Origin of the sequence: Cohnella sp. (assembly GCF_041640265.1) — a bacterium.
GTDB lineage: Bacteria > Bacillota > Bacilli > Paenibacillales > Paenibacillaceae > Cohnella.
This window is the reverse complement of record NZ_JBEQAP010000039.1, coordinates 23,609-45,937: the sequence shown is the minus strand read 5'-3', so window position 1 is coordinate 45,937 and position 22,329 is coordinate 23,609. Positions and strand designations below refer to the sequence as shown.

Here is a 22,329-nt window from a genome sequence, read left to right as displayed (position 1 = left end):
AGTCCGCAGTCCGTTGTCTCTCAGCGAACCTCAATAGATCTTTCAGAATTCTGATAGCAAATGGGTTTTCTCCCTTAAGGATCGGCTACCAATAGGGATATAATGTTAGATGATTATGCCATCGTAGAAAAAAAAGAGATTGAGCAGATTTACTGCCAATCTCTTTTTTTGGTTAGGACTTATAATTCTTCATCGCTTCGCAAATATGGTCCACCGTCCGCCCTAACTCCACATTCTCGAATACATATTCGCACATTTTACGGTAAGTCACTTCTTCCATGTAGTGTTCCAAGTAACTATCAATAACCTCATATCCCGTTCCATTGCTCTCAAGCCTCTCTCGTACGGATTGCTTGTCAACATAAATGAATATCCGAACGACGCGGTCTCCGTATAATTGCTTTAGGGATGAAGCCCCTTCGCGATTCAGGATTAGATAGACGTTATGATTGCTAGCCAGGACGGTTTCAAGCTCTTTGTGCAGAACGCCGTATTTATATTTATCGATCTGGACGGTTTGAATAAACTTGCCGCTCTGCTCCCATTCCTCGAAATGCTCAACACTTATATAGTGATAATCTTCGTCCGGCTTATCCGGATTGCGGGGCGGGCGAGTCGTACAGGAGCGAACAGGCAACCATCCTAGCTTCTCTCCGGTTCGACGGGCTACGGATTTACGTCCCGAGCCGCTCGTTCCGGTTAACACGAAGATCATTGAATTAGCCATGTTACCCCCCCTAAACTTAGATCCTACTTCTTATATCGGCAAAATGGCTGAAAAAGTAACCTATTAATGCCCACTCGACCGGAACGCCATGCAGAGCTTCGGCTTACCAATTCAAGAGGAAAGCCTATTCTCGTCAATAAATCATAAGTGCCGCGAACAACAAAAGGGTTATTCCAGAAGTCACCGACTTTTGGAATAACCCTTTATTGTTTAGTTCAATTCGTATACATGGATGAAACCTTGACCGCACATGCCTTGAAGCCAGGCATTCGACAGGTTGGATCCAACGTCGGATTCGTAAGCTTATTTACATTTTGGATATCTCCCCAATGCATAGGCACGAACAAGGTATCCTCCCGAATTTCCCTCGTATGGCGGCTTCGGACGACGATTTCTCCCCTTCTGGATTCCAATCGCACCAAAGATGCATCCGCAATTCCATGCTTGCGAGCCGTACGAGGATGAATCTCCACAAAGGATTCAATATCCCTCGCAGCTAACGAATGACTTCGGCGAGTCTGAACACCCGTTAAATAGTGCGTAAGCACCCTCCCAGTGGTAAGGGTTAAAGGATACTCTTCGTCTGTAGGCTCATCCGGCATGTGATTCGGCACACCAGTTAGCTCTGCCTTGCCGCTTAAGTGCGCGAATGAGTGTTCGAATAGCCTTCCCGTACTCTTGTAATCAACGGATGGACAAGGCCAATAGACGCCCTCCTCCTCACGAAGCCTATTGTACGTAATACCGTAATAATCAGCTATCGCGCCTCGAGTGGTTAAGCGCAGTTCATTAAAGATCGATTCCGCGGATTGAAAGCCGAAATACTCCTCTTTTCCCAACCCAGCCGCGATGTCGCATAGAATCTCCCAATCATGCTTAGCCTCTCCCGGTACTGGACGATTCGCTTCACGGAGCAGAACGCGCCCTTCCATATTAGTCAACGTTCCTTCATTTTCTATATAAGCAGATACAGGGAGGATTAAGTCGGCCAAACGAGCCGTCTCAGAGAGGAACATATCCGCCACAACGAGATAGTCGAGCTTCTTCAAGCCCTCTTCTACGAAATTGGCATTCGGATTCGACACAAGCGGATTGGAGCCCATCACGAACAAAGCGCGTATTTCCTGTTGATGAACCTTTTCCATCATCTCGTAGGCAGAAACCCCTTTGCCAGGCAGCTCGCGAGGATCAATTCCCCAAACCCCCGCGACATGAGCCCGGTCCTCCGGATTCTCTATTAGTCGATAGCCTGGAAGCTGATCGGCTTTCTGCCCATGCTCCCGACCGCCTTGTCCGTTTCCTTGTCCAGTAATTGCTCCATAGCCCGATCCCGGCTTGCCAATCTTGCCTGTCATTAATACGAGATTCAAGAAGCTCCTTACCGCCATATATCCATCGGTTTGTTGCTCCACCCCGCGTGCAGTAAACACCATTCCTGTAGCTGCTTTACCGTAGGCCAAGGCAGCCTTGCGAATATCTTCAACAGACACACCTGTTAGCTCGGCAATTTCCTCTAAATCCAATTGCTGCAGATGAGCTTTCAGCTCCGCATATCCCGACGTACGATCCGATAGGAATTCTCGATTCAGCAAATCCTCTTCCAGAAGAACCTTCTGCAAACCATTAGCCAGCGCAGCATCCATTCCCGGCTTTACTTTCAAATGCAGGTCCGCAATCGCAGTCGTTCCAGTTTCCCGAGGATCAATTACGATAATAAAGGCGCCGTTCTCCTTCGCTCTTGTGAAATACGGCATTAAGGTAGGCTGGCATTCGGCAATGTTCGTCCCAGCGAGAATGATACACTTCGCAAGCGGGATATCCGATAGAGGATTCGTTAAACCACGGTCCATGCCAAAGGTTTTGTTCCCTGCGGAAGCAGCCGCGGACATGCAGAATCGCCCATTATAATCGATATATTTGGTTTGCAGGGCCACTCGAGCGAACTTCCCAAGCAGATAAGCCGCTTCATTAGTCAGCGATCCTCCGCCGTAAACACCGATAGCATCATAGCTATAGCGGCTGCGAAGCTCTGCGAATTTGTGGTGGATAAGCTTATAAGCTTCTTCCCAGGATACACGCACTAGCTCGCCATCTATGCGAGCCATCGGATACAAAACCCGTTCAGCCGTTAAGGCATGCTGATAAGCATTCATCCCTTTAATGCATAGTCGTCCTTCCGAAGCGGCGTTCGGCTTCGGAGCTACAGTATACGTCGCTTGTTTCGCACCAACCCTCTGCTCTACCACCTGCATTTTGCATTGTACGCTGCAGAAGGGGCATTGCGTATCGAATACTGAGGTTGTCACTGATTCATGTATCTCTGCGCTTTGGCTCATTTACTTCACCTGCTCCAAGGCAGCCAATGGCTGCAGTTCTGTACTCATTGCTAACCCTATATTCCTTTCGGAGTCCAAACGTTCCAGCAAGCCCGCACGATGAAGCGTGTTAAACAAATACTCCCTGATTCCGATAAGTCCGATTCGTTCTATCCACTCCCAGGTCGTTTCACCAAAGTACGCCTGCTCCCGATAAGCCTGCAGGAAAGACGCCGCCATCTCGAGCGCTTCCCGGTCAACCGCCTCCGTGCAAAGCAGCTGTCCTTGTCGGAGCGACCCAATAGAATTGCCTCCGACATGAATTTCCCAGCCCCCCGGGGCTCCAACAATACCTACATCTTTGGCTAACGTTCCCGCTCGATGGAAGGGACTGCCCGACACCGCAACCGATAAGGGTGCAGGCATTTGCACGCTCTCGAGCCGCCTCTCCAAAGCGACGGCCATACCTATTGAATCCTGCAGCGCATATCGGTCATACCGCAAGCCCTCACAAGCAGCAACCGTTACTGGATGACCATAGCCTGCACTCGCGATAGGCATTTCCAGTTCTTTAACGACATCCTTAAATTTCTCGTTCTCAATACCAAGCAATTCAAATCCAGAAGCCCCGATCTTGGCATGGGGAACGCCGTATTTGTCGATAACATTCGCAATTCGCCGTAATTGCTCAGAGCCGGCAAGACCTCCGTGCATCCGGGGAGCAATCGAGTATGTTCCATCTGCTAGTGGAATGACCGCATCTAACGAGTCGCCATTTAAGTAACCCATATAGTAACTTATGGCAGGTCGGCAGATAGAGCAGCCTTCCGCTTTTTTCCAGCCTAATTGCTCTCTGACTTCCATAGCCGTCTTATAGCCGCGCTTACTTACAGCTGCCCTCAGCTCATCATGACTTAGCTCCGTACATGCGCAAACCGTCTCCTTGACCTGCTCGATGTCCTCATCACTGGACAAGGTCACCCGCAGAATCGCAGATACGATCGGCTTACAGCCCCCGCAGGAGCTGGATGCTTTCGTACATTCCCTTACCTGCTCGAAGGTATCCAGCTTATCTAATCGGATTGCGGATACGATCGCCCCTTTGGTCACCCCATTACAAGAGCACACCGTCTCCTTATCCGACATGGCGCACACGTAATCCTCATCCGAATCCGCCGACGTACTGCCAGCTTGTTGATCGAGTACAGATACGCTTGCTCCTTGCTTGATGTAACTAAGCAGCTTGTTGCCTTCGCTGCTATCCCCGAACAGAACGGCGCCGACAATACGATTGTCCTGGACGGTTATTTTCTTGTAGGTGCCCCGAATACCATCTACAACCTTCATAGTTGCCGCAACCTCGGAATCCCGGATTTCACCTGCCGAGAAAACCTCGACTCCCGAAACCTTGAGCTGAGAATAAAGGATCGAACCTTGGTAGCCTTCCGCAGCTATCCCGCAGATCGACTTGGCAAGCACCTTCCCTTGCTCATAGAGAGGGGCAACTAATCCGTACGTCACTCCGCGATGCTCGGCACATTCACCAACAGCATAAACACCCGGAATATTCGTCTCCATCTGATCATTAACAACAATAGCCCGATCCACCTGAATACCGCTTTCTGCAGCCAGCTTGATATTCGGTCTTACACCGACGGCAACCACGATGAGATCAGCCGCCACCTTGGTGCCGTCCTTAAACTGCAAGCCCTCTACCCGTTTCTTGCCCAATATTTTTTCCGTATGCTTCTCCAGCAAGAAACGCATGCCTTGCTTCTCGAGTTCTTTCTTCAGCATCTGAGCCGATTCCAGGTCTAATTGACGATCCATGAGATGATGAAAAATATGGACAACGTCAACCTCCATCCCGAGGTTCAACAGCCCTCGCGCTGCTTCGAGACCGAGCAGCCCACCGCCGATTACTACGGCTTTCTTGTATCGGCGCGATGCTTCCATCATCGTATTACAATCCTTTATGTCACGGAACGCAGTTACTCCTGGCAGATCCGCGCCGGGCAGCGGCAGCATAAACGGCAAGGAGCCCGTCGCCAGAATAAGACGATCATAATCGACCGTAATACCGCTAGCGCTAATTACTTTGCGCCCCTTGATATCAATATGAGCAACGGGGTTCCCCGCGTATAAGGTGATGCCATGGTCCTTGTACCACTGCCAGTCGTTGATCGTAATGTCCTTGATCTGAGTATCGCCCTGCAGCACCTTGGATAGCATAATGCGGTTATAGTTGGGATGCGGCTCACTGCCAAAAATCGTAATCTCGTAAGCATTCGGCGCGAGCTTAAGAATTTCCTCTATGCATCGGACGCCCGCCATCCCGTTGCCTATCAACACCAGCTTCTGTTTTCCCATATGCAGACGACCTCCAGCTATCTATTTCAACAAGGAAACGGGTGTTTCGGAAGCCAGCGGGACGAAGGTTTCATTCAATCGCTTCTGCTCGATGATTTCTTTCCACGGATCCTTCATTAAACTAAGTGTTTTCTCAATTCGTTCAACCAGCGCAAACCGGTCTTCCTGTTTATCCAAAGCTGCCTTAATGGTATCTAGCCCCACACGCTCCAGCCATTCCGATGTACGTTCATTGTATTTGCCGGTCTCCCGGTAATACTGCAAATAAGCACCCGCCCACTCGATAACCTCTTCTTCTGTCTTTACCTTGCAGAGCAGATCGGAGCCGCGAAGCTTCGTCCCGCCATTGCCTCCAACATGCAGCTCCCAGCCGCCGTCAATCGCGACGACACCGAAATCCTTAATCGTTGCCTCCGCGCAATTCCGAGGGCAACCGGAGACAGCCATCTTTACCTTAGCAGGAGTGTATAAACGTTCGAATTTCTTCTCAAGCTTGATACCCATTCCGATGGCATCTTGGGTACCGAATCGGCAAAAGGTTGATCCCACACATGTTTTGACAGTCCGCAGCGATTTACCGTACGCATACCCTGACGGCATATCTAATTCTGCCCACATTGCCGGCAGATCTGCTTTCTTAACCCCCAACAGATCGATTCGCTGTCCGCCTGTTACCTTAACAAGGGGAACCTCGTACTTCTCAGCGATTTGGGCGATCTTTATTAAATCCTTAGGTGTCGTTACACCGCCATACATCCGCGGCACAACGGAATAGGTGCCGTCCTTCTGGATGTTGGCATGATTGCGTTCATTAACGAAGCGGGATTCCTTCTCATCCTCATGCTCCTCCGGCCATGCCATGCCTAGGTAGTAGTTAAGGGCAGGACGACACTTGGAGCAGCCCTCCGGATTACTCCATTCCAAAACATTCATTACCTCTTTAGAGGTCGTTAAATGCATGGACATGATGGCCTCGACTACCTCATCCCGGCCTAGAGTCGTACATCCGCATATGCCCTCCTTGACGGTTTTGACGCCATCAGCCCCGAGCACATAGGTCAGCACATCCTCAACCAATGGCTTGCAGCCTCCACAGGACCCTGACGCTTTCGTACAAGCCTTGATCTCGCTCAAGCTGGAGCAGCCTTTGTCTTGAATCGCTTGTACGATCGCACCCTTGCTCACTCCATTACAGCCGCATACGATTTCATCCTCGCTCATCGCCGCAACCAGCTCGACGCCGGACTTCGCTGAGCCTCCACCCGCGGATGCACCCAGAAGAACTTCCTTTTCCTTGCCCGTCACATCTTCCCCGCTTCGAATCATCGCGAACAAGCGAGATCCATCTGCGGTGTCTCCGAAGAGAACGGCTCCAATCACTTTGCCTTCGCGAAGCACGATTTTCTTATAAACGCCTTCCAGCTCATCCTGCAAGCGAACGGCACGAGTATCCGCTTCATCTTTGAATTGCCCAGCGGAGAACACCTGCACTCCGGATACCTTCAGCTTAGTAGAGACAACAGAGCCCTCATAACCCTGCGTATCCAAGCCCGCAAGCCGCTTAGCAAGTACCGCTCCCTGTTCATACAACGGGGCAACTAATCCATATGCAATACCTCGATGCTCCGCGCATTCACCAACGGAATATACATGGGGCGCATCCGTCTCCATATAATCGTTGATAACAATTCCACGATTGGTCTCTATTCCACTGCTCTTCGCTAACGAAATGTTAGGGCGAATACCAACGGCCATGACGACTAAGTCCGCCGCTTCCTCTGACCCATCCGTGAACCTCACGCCTGTAACCCGTTTCTTGCCAATAATCGATTCCGTATTTTTGGAGAGCAGGAATTTCATTCCCTGGCCCTCTAGCTCCCGTCGCAGCATTATCGAAGCAGGCTGATCCAATTGCCTTTCCATTAGAAAAGGATGGATGTGAACGACGGATACTTCCATATTCAGATTAAGCAATCCGCGTGCCGCTTCCAAACCAAGCAATCCACCGCCGATCACAATCGCTTTCTTATATTTACGGGACGTCTCGATCATCGTCTCGCAATCTTTAATATCGCGGAAGGCGATGACCCCTTCCTTATCCGCGCCTGGAAGCGGGAGCATGAACGGCAGAGAACCCGTTGCAATAATCAATTCATCATAAGGAACGCTTATTCCGCCATCGGTGCTAACGAGCTTCCGTTCTTTGTCGATGTGGCTTACCGTGTGACCGGTATGAAGCGTAATATGATTTTCTTCGTACCAAGACCAATCGTTAATTACGATTTCCTTCATATCTGCGTCACCAGCAAGCACAGAGGACAGCAAGATGCGGTTATAGTTAGGATGAGGTTCTTTACCAAAAATCGTAATCTCATAGCGATTCGGAGCCAATTTCAACAGCTGTTCCACACAGCTAACCCCCGCCATACCGTTGCCAACCAGCACTAACTTCTTTTTCATCTCGGTCTCCCCTTCCTTGCTTTAACCATAAAAAGCCCATCCTTCTGTTAAACAGAAGGACAGGCTTCATTGCCAGAGTGATAACACGTCATTGTGTCTGGATCACTTCGTTTATGAATTAAATTATATTAACAGTATAGATGGCTAACCTGCATATGTCAATAATCATCACACACAATTGCTGATAAACATCCTTTAAGGAGAAAAGAGTGTTTTCTTTATTTTTTCCATGTTATAATACATAACATATAATCAACAAAAAGAAAGAGAACACCTCTTGCGGTGCTCTCTCGCATGCATGATTATCCGATTGAGACACCTTTACGAAGGGTCTTCTGATCCCTATTCGTATTGATAAGCGCGGGCAGCATTCTTGTTCCGCTCTCCATAGGTGTGTGACAAATCCCGCAGGTTGGGACGGTCTCGAATGCAAAATTATCTCTCATCCAACCTTTGCAGCCTTCACTCGTACAGGACCAGATCGCCGTCATCTCTTCAGGGATTTCCTCTAACGATTTCTTCCGCGAGTACATGGACGAACCTCCTTTTGCTATAGCGTAACCAAAAAGATGCCCTTAACGATCAGTTAAGGACACCTTTGTTGTTAGAATTACAGTTTAACAACGTTCTCCGCTTGTGGTCCGCGGTTGCCTTGTACCACATTGAATTGAACGCGTTGTCCTTCGTCCAAAGTTTTGAAGCCGTCACCAGTGATCGCGCTGAAATGCACGAATACATCGTTTCCGCCTTCAACCTCGATGAAACCGAAGCCTTTGTCTGCATTAAACCATTTAACTGTACCTGTTTGCATGTAATTCACCTCCAACTTCTATTGCCTCATGAACTTTTTTATTCATACGAATAAAAAATCCACAAAATGAAATAGGTTATGTCTAACAAAATAATAACCCTTCCATTTTGTGAATCCAGGTCACGATTTCGATAGTTCTTATCTTAACAGGTTCCCATATAAAATGCAAACTCATTCTCCTTACGTCTTAATTTTTAACACTCCCTTTACATCGAACATTTGCCCTCAACGCTTGAAATGTAAGCGTCGAGCTTTTAGGATAGCCATTAAATAAAATCTTATGCTAATTCTTCTTCACCCTCCGGACACAAGCTGCATGATAAACACTTTGTCACCATGACGAAGGGGGATATCCAGGGTATCCAGCCAAGCTATATTGTCTTTGTTGTAGCAAATGAGCACGTGCTGTCTAACCTTTCCCGGTTCAGTGAATACATGGTGCTTCAGCAGCGGATAATCATAGAACAAGCGATCCAGCGCCTCCTGCAGCGTATGTGCTGCAAGCGGAAAACGCGCTTTGCCTCCCGTACAATCCGCAAGCAAAGCGGGGACGCTTACCTCAATCTCCATCCTCGCCCTCCACAATCCACGGCTTCACCGATAGAATACGCGATAATTGACCCGGCAGACGTTGCCAGCTTACTCCGCAATCCACGGAGCAGAATACTTCACCGGAAGTCGTACCGAAGTAGAGACCATACGGATCAAGCGAGTCAACTGACATCGCATCCCGCAGCACGCTGACATGTCTTTGCTCCTCGGGAAGGACGTTCCCGATCGGAAGCCACTCTGTCTCGCCCTGGCGTCTGCGGTATACGAGCATTTTGCCGTCCTTCATCGAACGCTGCTCCGAGCTTTCCAGCGGGATGATGAATAAATCTCCCGTAGGGGAAACACAGAAAGGAAATCCGAACGGCTCGTCGCCTTGCCGCATGGTCAAGCCTTCCTCCATCGGTGTCCAATTGTCTCCCCCGTCTACGGACTTGAACACGCCGCAATGCTCCTGCATATAAAGATGATCCGGGTTCTTTGGGTCTGCAACCATCTTATGAATGCAATAACCTACCTCTTCATAGGGCTGTCCAGTGGGCACACGCGCTAGACCCGCATTCTTCGCCTGCCACGTCTCTCCTCCATCATCAGAACGGAACACGCCAACAGCCGACATAGCCACCCACATTTTTTCCGGTCGATTTGGGTCTATGATAATGGTGTGCAAGCACATGCCTCCCGCACCGGGAAACCAGCTCGGACGCGTAGGGTGGCTTGTCAATCCGCTTAACTCTCGCCAAGACAAACCCCGATCCTGGCTTACGAATATTCCGGCTTCTTCAACCCCCGCATACAAAGTATCCGGCTGCGAGGGAGCCCCCTGCACAAGTTGCCAAATTCGATTTAATGCAAATCCGCTTTCCGGGGAATAACTTGGTCCTTGTTCGATCTGCGTCCACGTTTCTCCGAAATCATAGCTGGCGCGAATAGATGCCCCGTAAGCCGCATGAGAGGTGCCAGCGAACAAGGTGTGCCCGTTCCGGCTATCGCCAAGCACGCTATACACTTCCCAGCCACTCAAGTAGGGACCGCTCAACTTCCAATCTCGGCGATCTTCATTCGAAGAGTACACAAAAATACCTTTATTCGTACCTACTAGCAGCTTCACTTGTTTAGCCACGAAATTCCCTCCAGACATGTTTACATCTTCTTACATAAATTCGTTAAAAGATCGGATTATCCTCTCTCAGAAAATAGTTCTGCTAACCGATTTCCTGTATAATTAACCTATCCTCTAGTGGAGCGTGAAAAAAAAAGCATGTCAGCGACTGAAATAAAAATCGTCCGTTCCGTCTGCCCTTTTGATTGCCCCGATACCTGCAGCTTAAACGTCAAATTAGAAAATAAACGAATCGTATCCATAGATGGAAATCCAGAGCACCCTGTCACCCGAGGTGCAATCTGTAACAAAGTCCGTCACCTGAACGAACGGGTTTACCATAAAGATCGACTCCTATATCCGATGCGCAGAACCGGCCCGAAGGGCTCCCTCGAATTCGAACGAATAAGTTGGGAAGATGCCTATGGAGAAATTATCTCTAGATTTAAATCTACAATAGAAGAGCATGGCGCCGATGCCATTCTTCCTTACAGCTTTTATGGAAATATGGGGATCCTTAATGCCGAGGGGATGGATCGTCGTTTCTTTCACCGCATCGGCGCAAGCAAGTTAGACAGAACAATATGCAACTCCGCGGGAGCAGAGGGCTTTCGATACACAATGGGGGCAACGGCCGGCATTGACCCGGAGGATACCGTACACTCCAAGCTAATTCTCGTCTGGGGCTGTAATCTCGTCTCGACCAACATGCATCAGGTCATGTATTTGAACGAAGCACGCAAGCGAGGCGCCAAAATTATTCACATCGACGTCCACCGCAATCGTACCTCCGTATGGGCAGATCAGTTCATATCGATACTTCCGGGTACAGATACCGCTTTGGCGCTGGGGCTCATGCATGTGCTGATCAAGGAAAACTTGACGAACTCCGACTTCATCGCTGCATATACGACAGGTTACGAGGAGCTTGCCGTCCAAGCTAAAATGTATCCTCCTGAGAAGGTATCCGGAATTACAGGGATTCCAGCGGAGGATATTATCTCTCTAGCGCGTGAATATGGCACGACATCTCCTTCTTTCATCCGAATCGGCAATGGCTTGCAGCACCACGATAATGGAGGCATGGCCATTCGTACGATCGTCTGCTTGCCGGCTCTGACTGGACAATGGGGTATTCAAGGCGGCGGTGCTCTTAAAGGGAACGGATGGTATTCCGCACTAAACAGCGTGCAGCTTGAACGTCCTGATCTGCATCCGGATCCGGATGTTCGTTCTATTAATATGAATCGTTTAGGAGAAGCATTGGTAGAGACGACTCCGCCCGTTAAGATGCTATTCGTATACAACAGCAATCCGGCGGTCGTTGCTCCTGATCAGAATCAGGTACGGCAAGGCTTGATGAGAGAGGATCTCTTCACCGTTGCACACGACTTGTTTATGACGGACACCTGCCGTTATGCAGACTTGATACTGCCGGCCACAAGCCACTTTGAGAATCGGGATCTGTTCGCTTCTTATTGGCATTTATACCTGCAACTGCACGAGCCGATCATCGAGGCCATGGGGGAGTGCAAATCCAACTTCACATTGTTCAAGGAGCTCGGCGTGCAGATGGGTTTTGAACCGGAGATATTCAATATAACGGAGGAGCAGATGATTCGGGAAGCGCTCGAGCATGACAATCCTCACTTGGATGGCGTCACTTACGAGAGGCTTCAAGAGCAAGGGTGGACGAAGATGAAGCTGGACCGTCCCTCTTTGTATCCAGATCGAATCCCCACGCCTTCCGGCAAAATAGAGTTTTATTCGCATGCCATGCTTCAGGCCGGGCTTTCGCCCGTTCCCGAATATGTTCCAATTGCGGAGCCTGAGGGCCTGCCTTTCTTACTTGTTACCGGGCCTAATCATAGCTTCATTAATTCAACCTTCGGCAATCAGGAACGGTTGAAGCGTTTAGAGAAGCAGCCCATGCTCGACATGCACGCCGAAGATGCCGCAGCCTTGGGCTTGCAGCACGGTGATCGGGTGCGAATATGGAATGAACGCGGGGAATGCAAGATTACCGTTAAAACCGCAAGCAATGTTCTGCCCGGCGTCCTTGTCAGCCAAGGCTTATGGTGGGAGCATGGGAATGACGGCGTTCAATCCGTCAATGCCCTAACCTCCCAGCGCCTATCCGACATGGGCGGCGGAGCGACCTTCTTCTCGACTCGCGTGGATATCGAGAAGCTATAACTTAAACCTTTACGACGATATCCCCTTCGCTCAGTATGCCCATACGGCTCCTGAGTGGAGGGGATATCGTCGTAAAGAATGCTAGGCGGCACATAGGTTCTTGCACAAGCAACCCCTTAAAGAGTGAATACAATGTCCTAAATGCCTAGCGGAAGGATGAGGACAATACCGATGACGACCGTAAAAAGCTCTGCCCCACCCTCCTCCACGCCGAAAGTCATATCGACAATCGCACTCAACTCACCACAGCATGTGGCCGTCAATTTCCGAACGAACCGAGTTTACCTCACCCTATTAAATGATTCCTTAGCTGTCATTAACGGTCAAACAAGCACGCTGATAGAAGACATTTCCATCGAGAATACTCCGAATTACCTCGTCGTTAACAACCGAACCAATCAAATTTTTACTTTAAACACAGCAACCACCTCTACTCCCCAGGGTTTTCGGGGTACCGTTACGGCCGTTGACGGACATACCAATCAAGTCATTTCCTCTGCAACTGTCGGGATCGACTCCTCCAGTATTGCGATTAACCCCGTCACAAACCGAGTTTATGTAACCAATGCAGAAAGCGGTACATTAACGGTAATCTCAGGACGTACAGTTTCAGTTCTCAAAACAGTAAGTGTCGGGGATACCCCCTTCAACGCGGCTGTCAATTCAGTTACCAACAGGATTTATGTATCTAACTTCGCAGCGGGAACCGTTACTGTCATCGATGGCGCAACTAACGAAGTCGTATCGACCATCCCCGTCGGAACAGAACCTGACAGCATTGCCATTAACACCGCTTCGAATCGAATCTATGTCGCAAACACCAACAGCAATTCAGTCTCGGTGATTAGCGGTAAGACGAATAAGGTAATCAAGACCATCCGCGTAGGTACCTTCCCCGTTGATTTGAAGATCAATTCAGCAACTAACCGAATCTATACAGCGAACTTGAACAGCGATGATGTAACTGTCATTAATGGAAGTAATCACATGATCCTTGCAACCATTCAGGTTGGCAACCAGCCATCAGCCCTTGGGATCAACGCACGATTAAACCGAATTTATACCGTTAATTCATCCGTTAACCTAAAGAGAGGTACCGTCTCAGTCATTAGCGGAGAGGGCCACAAAGTCATTGAGACCCTTCAGGTTGATGCCGGCCCACAAGATTTATGCGTGAACGAAACGACAAATCACGTCTATGTTACAAATAACAACAGCAGTACTTTATCCGTTATTCGCGGATGAAGTAAGCTTCAGGAACGAGTACCGAATGCTGAGTTACCGTATGCAAATCGCGCCATATTCGGTTTATGAGGCTATCTTCCATAAGGGCGGCCATACCCAACTGCGGAAAAATCGCATGCGCGCAGGACAAGGAAACGGAAGCAGCCTCCTGACTGCAGCGTCCGACCTCACGCTCATCCTGCTCTGGGAGCTGGCCGCTACTTACGAAGTCCGCCCAAGTCCTTTCAACCGTCTCATAAAACCTTGAGGCAGCCGCTTCGAAATAGGCTTCTTGCTCTTCGAGTATATGTAGCAGCGCCGCTATTCGTAACGGTCGAGTTTGCGTCCATTCTTCTTGCCGCAGCGCTGCAAAGGAACGGGCTTCCTCCAAGAAATGCCGGCAAATGCCCAGACATACCGCAGTGAATGAGGTTTGGGCAAAAGGAAGGAATGGATAGCGGAAGATCGGATCGTCATAATGGGGAACGCTCATTATATTGAAGGTACGTTCCGTCGGTACGAAGGCTTTTTTAACAGAGATAGAATGACTTTCGGTCGCTTTCAGGCCAAATGAATTCCAATCCGGGATTACCGTTACCTGTTCGGGCAGGAAGGCAAAGGAACGGATTTCAGGCTCTGTTCCCGGTTCCCCTTCGATACGACCGTTTGCCGTGAACAAGCTGGCATAAGTCGAGCCGCTGCAATATTTCCACTGACCGCTTACTTCATATCCGCCTTCTACCCGCCGAGCAATCCCGTTCGGATGGCCGCTTCCGGCAACTACGGCTTTCGCATGACCAAACAATAGGGGAGACACTTCTGGGGGGAGTGTTGCAGAGAAGAACCCCCCGCCCGAACCGATCGTGACCAGCCAGCCAAAGCTTCCATCGATCCAAGCTGCCCTCTCGAAGACTCGTAATGCCTCTGGCAAGGGAAGCATTAAGCCTTCCAAATCCTTCGGCACGAATAACTTAAACAGCTTAGCCTCGTACATATACGCTAGAATTTGCGGGGTAAGAGTACCTGCATTATCCTTGTTATTGGCGTTCTCTCTAACCTCGCAGACGATTTTATCTGGAATGCTCATAACGGATTAACTCGTATAGCCGCTTGTTTGCCGCTAACCTGAATACCAGATTCCTTCTTACCGCTGGCAGCTAACTCTTTCAGAAGACGTTCTAACAACTCCTTCGCCTTAGCTCCTTCTTTGCTGTTCTGAAGCTTCACGACCAATTGAACCGCGATGCCCGAGGAAAGCAGCTTCTCCGCTTGCCGCTGCTTCGTCTCATAGTCATGATCTTCAATATTCGCCGTCAGCCTGATTTCTTTCAGCTTAAGCGGTTGTTCCTTCTTCCTGATGTCCTGCTTTTCCTTCGCGGCCTCCTGCTTTGCCGCTCCCCGCGAGACAAGCTTGCAGGGCGGTGGACTGCTGAAGAGAGAGGTGCATACGAGATCTACCTTTAGCTTACGCGCCATCGCCAAAGCTTCACTTGTCGCGACAATCCCCAAGCTTTCTCCATTCACTCCCGTTAAGAGAACCTCTGTTGCTTTTATTTTATCGTTTAGAATCATAAGATACAGCCTCCACTTTCAATCAGACCGAATCGGAACTACCATAGTTATTGTCTAGAGTATCTCGCCAATTATAGCACAATAGGTGATCACACAATGGCGATCTGGTACATAAAGCGATGCGTGACATCGTTAGACCGCTGGCGGTTTGTCACCTCACCTAAAAAAACAACGTGTCGGAATTCTCTCCGGCACGTTGTTTTTTTAGGTGGGGGCATTCCTTAACCCTGCCGAGCACTTAGGTGATCCTCCAGCCATTCGGCCAGTTGGCGGAAGCCATCAAGGGTGAGCGGGATGACCTGCTTCTGATCCCCTTGGTCTCTCCATTCGATAAACAGCTCATTGTCGCTTTCCGTGTAGACGACGGAGTAATCCGCTATTACTCCGTTCCGTTCTTCCTGCCAATGGCACATGAGACTGCTGACGAAGCTTTTTAATTTCCCATTCCCCTTGTTCAAGTCAGCGGCGGGCTTTTTATTGTGGGTTGAGGCCCTTGATTTTACATAATCGGTCGTCGGTTCCTGCTCCTTCGCGATGTTGTCCATCTCGGACGCAAATCCGCCTAATGCCTCACCTTCCGTCTCAGCTATCTCAACTGCCAATCCGTCTTCATCCTCCGGTGTCGGTGATTCATGCGGAGCTTCGAATTGGGAAGCCGTCTCCGGTAAAGCTTGCGGCGTCAAAAAAGGCTCCACATATTTGCGGATGACCTCTTGCAATCGATTCGAATTGAAAGGCTTCATCAGGTACCCTTTGGCTCCGGCATCCATCGCTTCGACGATTAAATCCTTCTGGTTGCTCGCCGAGCAAATAAGCACCACGGCATCCGGGTCGATCGCCAAGATGGCTTTAATAGCATCGTAACCGCTCATTTCCGGCATCGTCAAATCCATCATCACGACATCCGGCCTCAGTTCCTCGTATAACTGAACGGCTTCCTTACCGTTCGAAGCTTCTCCTGCTACCTCATAGCCGAATTGCAGCAGGAAATCGGCCGCCATTTTCCGCATAAAACTCGTATCATCAACTACCAGGAACCGGTAAGCCATCATCACGTCCACCTTTGTCATGTCATGTCGTTGCTTTCAGCGTTTCTTCCACTGTAGTGAGACCTTCCCGGGCTTTAACCAAACCGTCGTACAACAAGTTTTTGTGGCCGTTGTGCAGTGCTTGCTTCTCGATCTCGAGAATCGGACTGCGCTTTGCGATCCGCTCACGGAGCGGGTCGTCTATGGTCAATACTTCCTGTAAGGCGACATACCCCTGATATCCGGTTTCACCACACGCTCTGCAGCCGGCACCCCGGCTCACAGCAGGTTTCCCGCTGGTCTGGGTGAAGACGAAGGACCTGAAGTTCCCGAAGGTTCCTTTTGCGGCGTTCTTCGAATCCTCTCGCGACATAAGGTTGGCTGCTTCGAACCGGCGGATTTCCTCGTCGGTCGCAGGTATGGACTGTGCGCACTTCCGGCAAACCCGCCGCGCAAGCCGCTGGGATACGATGCAAGAGAGCGAGGATGCTAGCAGTTCCGTATCGCGCGCTATGGCCATCAATCTCCCCAGAGAATCAAAAACATGGCGGGCCGTCATCGTCCCAACGATTAAAGGTCCGAAGCGGGAAGCCAGCAGCGCCGTATCGGCGGTGTCGGCATCAGACATGCCATCTACCAGGATGAGATCGGGCTTGTGCCGCAGCGCGGCACGCAGTGCCCGGGCCATCGTCAGACCCGACTGCTCGTTCACTTCCACCTGCGTCATTCCGGGCATCACCCTCCCGATCGGGTCTTCCAGGCATATGATTTTCCGGTCATCCAGCCGTTTGTGTTCCAACAGGGAATAGGCAGTTGACGTTTTGCCGGCGCCTGGAGGTCCGGATACGATCAGAAGTCCTCCGGGATGACTAAGAGATTGCTCGATTTCCCGGAGATGATTTTCGCCGAAATCCAGCTCGGACAGCTTCAGTAAAGGGGAATATGGATCCGAAAGCAGCAGGTAAAGATTCTCTCCATGCAAAGTGGGCAGCGTGGACACTCGAATCTCGACTGGCTTATGATCGACATCGGTCCGATAGCGTCCGAATTGCGGAACCGATCGGTTTTCCACCGTCAAGCCCGCCATCCGTTTGATCCGCTCGACGAGGGACGGCTGCTTCGGCTTTGCCACCATCCCGTGTTCCTGCAGCGTATCGCCGATCCGGAACCGAACTGTCAATCCTTGTTCCGCCGCCTCGAGATGGATGCCTGACACCTTATGTTCGATACCGGCTTGCAGAATGCGTTCCAGTTCTTCCGACGATTCGTCCGATCCGTAGTAACGGACGATCGCCTCATCCATCTCCGAACGGGTCGTGATCATCGGCATCACGCGGAGCCCGGACACCATCTGAATTTGTTTGATGGCCTCATGGTTAAGGGGATCAACCATCGCCACACGAAGCTTTTCGCCATCCCGGCCGACCGGGAGTACGTGATGCTTGCGAGCAAGGGATTCAGGAATCAAATGGATGGAGGCGGGATCAGGAGTTGTCTCGGACATCTTCACGACGGGCACGCCGAGTTGGAATTCCAGCGCTTCCGTAAGTTGGCGTTCGTTTATATAACCTTTGCCGATCATGATTTCCCCAAGCTTAACGGGGCTGCGCTGCTGCTCCTCCAAAACCTGCTCGAGCTGCTCGGCTGTAATCAAACCGTTCATGACCAGAAGTTCGCCGATACGCATAAGGTCCTCCTTCGAACGCTAGTAAATAAATAACAAGGTGGATGTTACGGGTCTCCCCGGCATTCTATTTCGCGAACACCTGTATGAATTGAATGACCGCAGGACCAAGCAGGACAATGAACAGACTCGGAAAAATAAACAGCACCAGCGGAAACAGCATCTTGATTGGAGCCTTCATCGCTTCCTCTTCCGCTCGTTGTTTACGCTGCTCTCGCACTTCCTGCGATTGGATGCGAAGCACCTGCACCATCCCGATCCCAAGCTTCTCCGCTTGGAGAATGCTGCTGATCAGCACCTTAAGCTCTTCAAGCTCAAGCCGTTCTTTAACGCCGGTGAGCGCCTCTCGCCTTGTTTTTCCAAGCCGGATTTCCTCGAGACAACGTCTGAATTCCCCCGCGAGAACTCCCTCTTTCTTGGAAATGAGCTTGCTGAGCGCAGCATCGAAACCAAGTCCCGCCTCAAGGCTTACGGTTAACAGATCCAGCACATCCGGGAGCTCCCGGAGCGCAAGCTTAGCCCTTGACCGCGACTTTAGGCGCAAGTAGTAACCCGGAAGCAGGACGGCCAATATCAATCCGACGAATACGAACAGAACCGATGATGCAAACCCGATGTCCAAGATGTAAGCATAAAAGGCGGAGAGTCCCGGAAAAACGACAAGGACCGTCAGCTGCGCGATTCTGTAATCTACCGGCGACATATCGAAGGGCCGTCCAGCCTGCATTAATTTGAGCTCTATCCTCGCTTCCTTGCGCTCCTCCAGCTTACGGCCGAAGCCGCGCCGAAACTCCTTCCAGACCGGCTGCAATAGCCGGCTGAGCAGCGTTGCTTCCCGCGCGTCAGATTGAGCCGGCACTGGCAAGCTCTCGCTTGTTATTCCCGTAATATGGGAGAGCCGCCGCTTAAGAAGCTTCTTCCTTTCTTCCCGGAGCACGAAAAACGAATAGATCGTTAGAGTGACCGTCATGCAAAAGGCTGCATATAGCATACGTCACACCTCGATTGTCGTAATTTTGCGAATAAAGAGAAACCCGATAATGCCAGAGAACAGTCCCGCGGACACCATGATGATTCCGATCGTATGATCGAATAGCGAACCGATGTAGGAGGGCTCTATTAGGTAAAGAATGAGGCCGAGCACGAACGGCAGCAGGCCAATGACGAGACCGGAAAGCCTGCCTTGCGCGGTTAAGGTCGTCACTTGACGTTGAATTCGGCTGCGGTCGCGTATCGTCTGCACGATCGTTTCGAGTATGACGGCAAGATTCCCGCCGATCTGGCGTTGAATAAGAATCGCTTGAATCATCAGATCCAGATCCTCGCTGGGCATCCGTTCCTTCCACTCTGTCAGCACGTCTTCCATGCTGCTGCCGTATTGCATTTCCTTCAGCACAACTTCGGCTTCATCCCGCACCGGCCCCTCCGATTCGTCGACAACGGTTTTTAGCGCCTGGGTGAAGCTGAAGCCCGCGCGCAGCGATCCGATTATCGTCGTGAGCATGTCGAGCAGGCCATCATTAAATGCGGTCATGCGCGCCTTGCGCTTCCGTCCGATCCACCAGCGCGGAAGCCCAAATCCCATAACGGCCCCTACGGCAAGGAAGAGTGCCTGATCGAACATCAAATACAATAAACCTGAGCACAACGCCGTGCTGAGCCATTGAAACATAACGTATTCTTCCGGCTTTAGCGGGACTCCGGAAAGACTGAGCATCGTTTCGAGACGCTTCCCTTTCTTCTTGGTAAGCACGCGATCTCTTACAGCATTTTTATATAGCTGCAGTTGGACGAGCAGGTTGAATTTCTTGCGGCCCAGCTGCTTCTTGTCGTTCAGCTCCAAGAATCGCTTCATCCGTTTCTCCATCCGCTTGTTGGATAGGAACAGGATCTGCAGCATCGCAGAGAACAAGAGAAAGCTGCTCATCGCGAACATGACTACGACGATCCAGATCATGGTCTCACTCCTCTTCGATGAATACCGATACCGGAATATGAATGCCCGAGGTTTCCAGCCGCTCGTAGAATTTAGGACGTACGCCGGTAGGCAATAGCTTGCCGACGACTTTACCTTGTTCATCAATGCCCATCTGCCGGAAGGAGAAAATATCCTGCAGCACAATTACGTCGCCTTCCATGCCCAGAACCTCGGTTATGTTTGTAATTTTGCGTGAACCATCCTTCAGCCTCGATTGCTGGATAATTACATCGACTGCACCTGAAATCTGCTCGCGGATCGCCTTCACGGGCAGCTCGATGCCTCCCATCAGAACCATCGTTTCTAGACGCGATATCATGTCTCGCGGACTATTGGAGTGACCCGTTGCCAGCGAGCCGTCATGTCCCGTATTCATCGCCTGCAGCATGTCGAGCGCTTCACCGCCGCGAACCTCCCCGATGACAATACGCTCGGGACGCATCCGAAGTGAGTTCCGTACGAGGTCGCGGATCGTGATAGCGCCTTTACCTTCAATATTGGGCGGTCGCGATTCCAACGATACGACATGCTCCTGTCCTAACTGAAGCTCCGCGGCATCCTCGATCGTCACGATCCGTTCATCGCTCGGGATGAAGGAAGACAGTACGTTCAAGGTTGTCGTCTTCCCCGACCCAGTGCCGCCGCTGACGAAGATGTTAAGCCTTGCTTTGACACATGCCTCCAGGAATATCGCCATGTCCCGGGTAAGCGTGCCGAATTGCACCAGATTATCAATCGTGAACGGTTCCTTGGAGAACTTCCGGATCGTAATCGTCGGCCCGGTCAAAGACAGCGGCGGGATGATTACATTAACACGGGATCCGTCGGGCAGCCTTGCATCAACCATCGGACTGCTCTCGTCTACCCGGCGTCCGATAGGGGAGACAATCTTCTCGATAATATGCATGACGTGCTCATCATCGCGAAATTGTACATAAGATAGCTCAATCTTGCCGTTTCGCTCTACGTACACTTGATTAGGCCCGTTCACCATGACCTCGCTGATATCGGGGTCGAGAAGCAGCGGGTTGATCGGACCGAAGCCTGTGAGATCATGTATGAGCTCATCGACGACCTTCTTGCGGTCGACCTTCCCCCGGAAAGACTCGTCCTCCATGATGAACTGAACGGCCATCGCATCTATTTTCGGGAGAATGGCCTCCACATCGTCGTCTTTAAGGTCATTAAGAATCTGTTTGTGCAGCTTGTTTTTGAGCTCCTGATGCTTCGAGATTTGCGCGGAATTCTCTTTCGGACGCGTATCCGTACCGCGAATTTGACGGAAGGTGGTCAGTAGATCCTTTTTCACCGCTTTCGGCTGCTGCTGTTGCTCAATATCGCTCAAATCGTCTTGCTGCGTAAAATCCGGTTCGTTCTGAACCGTTTTGGCATTTACTTTATCCAATAAACTCATTATGGGGGCCTCCTCAGAAGATCGAGGTAATGTTTTTCGATGTTTTGTGGAACAGCTGCTGAATGAACGAGCCTTGCTTGGGCTTAAACAAAGAAATTTCCCTACGGGAAATAAGCTGCTCCGCCATCTTGAATACGGCTTTCGCGATATCGGTTTTGGCTTGATTCAAAACGAAGGGGATACCGATGTTAAGCGATTGGGACGCAATTTGGAATTCATTGGGAATATAAATCGCTGTCTCGACACCTAGAATATCCGGTACATCCGACGCCTTGATCACGCTATCCATCGTCGACCGGTTGATCACCAATTGCACCTTGTCCCTATACCCAAGCACCTCGAGCGTCTCCAGCATTAGCTTGGTGTTCTTGATGGCCGTCATCTCCAGCGTCGTCAGCACGAAGATTTGGTCCGCTTTCTCAATGAACTGCAAGGTCTTATCTTGCAAGCCGACGCCTGTATCTACGATAAGATAGTCATGATGCGACAGCATTAAATCGCACACGCGGTCGATCACGGCCGACGTGATCAAATCCGCGAATTCGGGCCTCTCCGGCGCGGCAAGGACCTTAACCCCGCTATTATGATGGATAAGGAGGCTAGCCAACGTATAACGGTCCATCGCCTCGATACCTTCGGCTACATCCTTTATTGTAAAGGTCGGATGCAGATCGAGCGCAAGCGCGATGTCCCCGAACTGGAAATTCCCATCCAGCATGCTGATCTGAATGTTCTTCTTCGTCAACGCCACCGCCAGATTAACGGCCAGGACCGTTCGCCCGATGCCGCCTTTCGCGCTGCAGACGACGATCATCTCACCTCTTTTGCCGACTGGTTGATCTCCGTTAAGCTTGTCCCCATGGTTCATTGCTTGTACCTCCCGTACCCGATTACCTCTT

Annotated in this window: 18 protein-coding genes; 2 read left to right on the top strand and 16 right to left on the bottom strand. The window is 50.5% G+C overall.

The features are described from left to right. Positions 1 to 172 precede the first annotated feature (172 nt). From ACESLK_RS22160 to ACESLK_RS22125, 8 genes are all read right to left on the bottom strand, one after another. A complete protein-coding gene (locus ACESLK_RS22160) occupies positions 173 to 727 on the bottom strand; it encodes a guanylate kinase (RefSeq protein WP_373231892.1) in 555 nt (184 codons plus the stop codon). Between the two features lie 215 nt (positions 728 to 942). Further along, on the bottom strand, positions 943 to 3,063 hold the full coding sequence (gene nasC, locus ACESLK_RS22155; RefSeq protein ID WP_373231891.1) for an assimilatory nitrate reductase catalytic subunit NasC: 2,121 nt from the start codon (positions 3,061 to 3,063) through the stop codon (positions 943 to 945). Further along, a complete protein-coding gene (gene nirB, locus ACESLK_RS22150) occupies positions 3,064 to 5,412 on the bottom strand; it encodes a nitrite reductase large subunit NirB (protein WP_373231890.1) in 2,349 nt (782 codons plus the stop codon). Positions 5,413 to 5,433: 21 nt separating this feature from the next. Then, the gene (gene nirB, locus ACESLK_RS22145; protein ID WP_373231889.1) at positions 5,434 to 7,872 is read right to left on the bottom strand and encodes a nitrite reductase large subunit NirB; all 2,439 of its coding nucleotides are present in this window, start codon (positions 7,870 to 7,872) and stop codon (positions 5,434 to 5,436) included. 302 nt (positions 7,873 to 8,174) lie between these two features. Continuing rightward, positions 8,175 to 8,405, bottom strand: coding sequence for a cold-shock protein (locus tag ACESLK_RS22140; RefSeq protein WP_373231888.1), 231 nt, complete (start codon positions 8,403 to 8,405; stop codon positions 8,175 to 8,177). 77 nt (positions 8,406 to 8,482) lie between these two features. Beyond that, a complete protein-coding gene (locus tag ACESLK_RS22135) occupies positions 8,483 to 8,683 on the bottom strand; it encodes a cold-shock protein (RefSeq protein WP_232182287.1) in 201 nt (66 codons plus the stop codon). A 294-nt stretch (positions 8,684 to 8,977) separates the two neighbouring features. After that, positions 8,978 to 9,253: a MoaD/ThiS family protein gene (locus ACESLK_RS22130; RefSeq protein WP_373231887.1), complete on the bottom strand. Its 276-nt coding sequence runs from the start codon at positions 9,251 to 9,253 to the stop codon at positions 8,978 to 8,980. Then, positions 9,243 to 10,355 (bottom strand): WD40/YVTN/BNR-like repeat-containing protein, encoded by a 1,113-nt coding sequence (locus ACESLK_RS22125; RefSeq protein ID WP_373231886.1) that lies wholly within the window; start codon positions 10,353 to 10,355, stop codon positions 9,243 to 9,245. The genes ACESLK_RS22130 and ACESLK_RS22125 overlap by 11 nt, the downstream gene beginning before the upstream one ends. Before the next feature lie 138 nt (positions 10,356 to 10,493). Between ACESLK_RS22125 and ACESLK_RS22120 the strand changes: the two genes are divergently transcribed. After that, positions 10,494 to 12,530, top strand: a complete 2,037-nt coding sequence (locus tag ACESLK_RS22120) for a molybdopterin-containing oxidoreductase family protein (protein ID WP_373231885.1) — start codon at positions 10,494 to 10,496, stop codon at positions 12,528 to 12,530. 171 nt (positions 12,531 to 12,701) lie between these two features. Beyond that, positions 12,702 to 13,775 carry a YncE family protein gene (locus tag ACESLK_RS22115; RefSeq protein ID WP_373231884.1) on the top strand — a complete coding sequence of 358 codons (1,074 nt, stop codon included), beginning with the start codon at positions 12,702 to 12,704 and terminating at the stop codon, positions 13,773 to 13,775. Here ACESLK_RS22115 and ACESLK_RS22110 read toward each other — a convergent pair. From ACESLK_RS22110 to ACESLK_RS22075, 8 genes are all read right to left on the bottom strand, one after another. Next, positions 13,762 to 14,841 (bottom strand): acyl-CoA dehydrogenase family protein, encoded by a 1,080-nt coding sequence (locus ACESLK_RS22110; protein ID WP_373231883.1) that lies wholly within the window; start codon positions 14,839 to 14,841, stop codon positions 13,762 to 13,764. The genes ACESLK_RS22115 and ACESLK_RS22110 overlap by 14 nt on opposite strands. Next, positions 14,838 to 15,326, bottom strand: coding sequence for a translation initiation factor IF-3 (infC, locus tag ACESLK_RS22105; RefSeq protein WP_373231882.1), 489 nt, complete (start codon positions 15,324 to 15,326; stop codon positions 14,838 to 14,840). The genes ACESLK_RS22110 and infC overlap by 4 nt, the downstream gene beginning before the upstream one ends. Positions 15,327 to 15,547: 221 nt before the next feature. Next, the gene (locus ACESLK_RS22100; protein WP_373231881.1) at positions 15,548 to 16,396 is read right to left on the bottom strand and encodes a response regulator; all 849 of its coding nucleotides are present in this window, start codon (positions 16,394 to 16,396) and stop codon (positions 15,548 to 15,550) included. 1 nt (position 16,397) lies between these two features. Then, the gene (locus tag ACESLK_RS22095) at positions 16,398 to 18,041 is read right to left on the bottom strand and encodes a GspE/PulE family protein (RefSeq protein WP_373231880.1); all 1,644 of its coding nucleotides are present in this window, start codon (positions 18,039 to 18,041) and stop codon (positions 16,398 to 16,400) included. Between the two features lie 64 nt (positions 18,042 to 18,105). Continuing rightward, positions 18,106 to 19,029, bottom strand: a complete 924-nt coding sequence (locus ACESLK_RS22090; RefSeq protein WP_373231879.1) for a type II secretion system F family protein — start codon at positions 19,027 to 19,029, stop codon at positions 18,106 to 18,108. Between the two features lie 3 nt (positions 19,030 to 19,032). Continuing rightward, positions 19,033 to 19,995 (bottom strand): type II secretion system F family protein, encoded by a 963-nt coding sequence (locus tag ACESLK_RS22085; RefSeq protein WP_373231878.1) that lies wholly within the window; start codon positions 19,993 to 19,995, stop codon positions 19,033 to 19,035. 4 nt (positions 19,996 to 19,999) lie between these two features. Further along, positions 20,000 to 21,430: a TadA family conjugal transfer-associated ATPase gene (locus ACESLK_RS22080; protein ID WP_373231877.1), complete on the bottom strand. Its 1,431-nt coding sequence runs from the start codon at positions 21,428 to 21,430 to the stop codon at positions 20,000 to 20,002. Positions 21,431 to 21,443: 13 nt separating this feature from the next. Next, positions 21,444 to 22,298: a CpaE/TadZ family protein gene (locus ACESLK_RS22075; RefSeq protein WP_373231876.1), complete on the bottom strand. Its 855-nt coding sequence runs from the start codon at positions 22,296 to 22,298 to the stop codon at positions 21,444 to 21,446. Positions 22,299 to 22,329 lie beyond the last annotated feature (31 nt).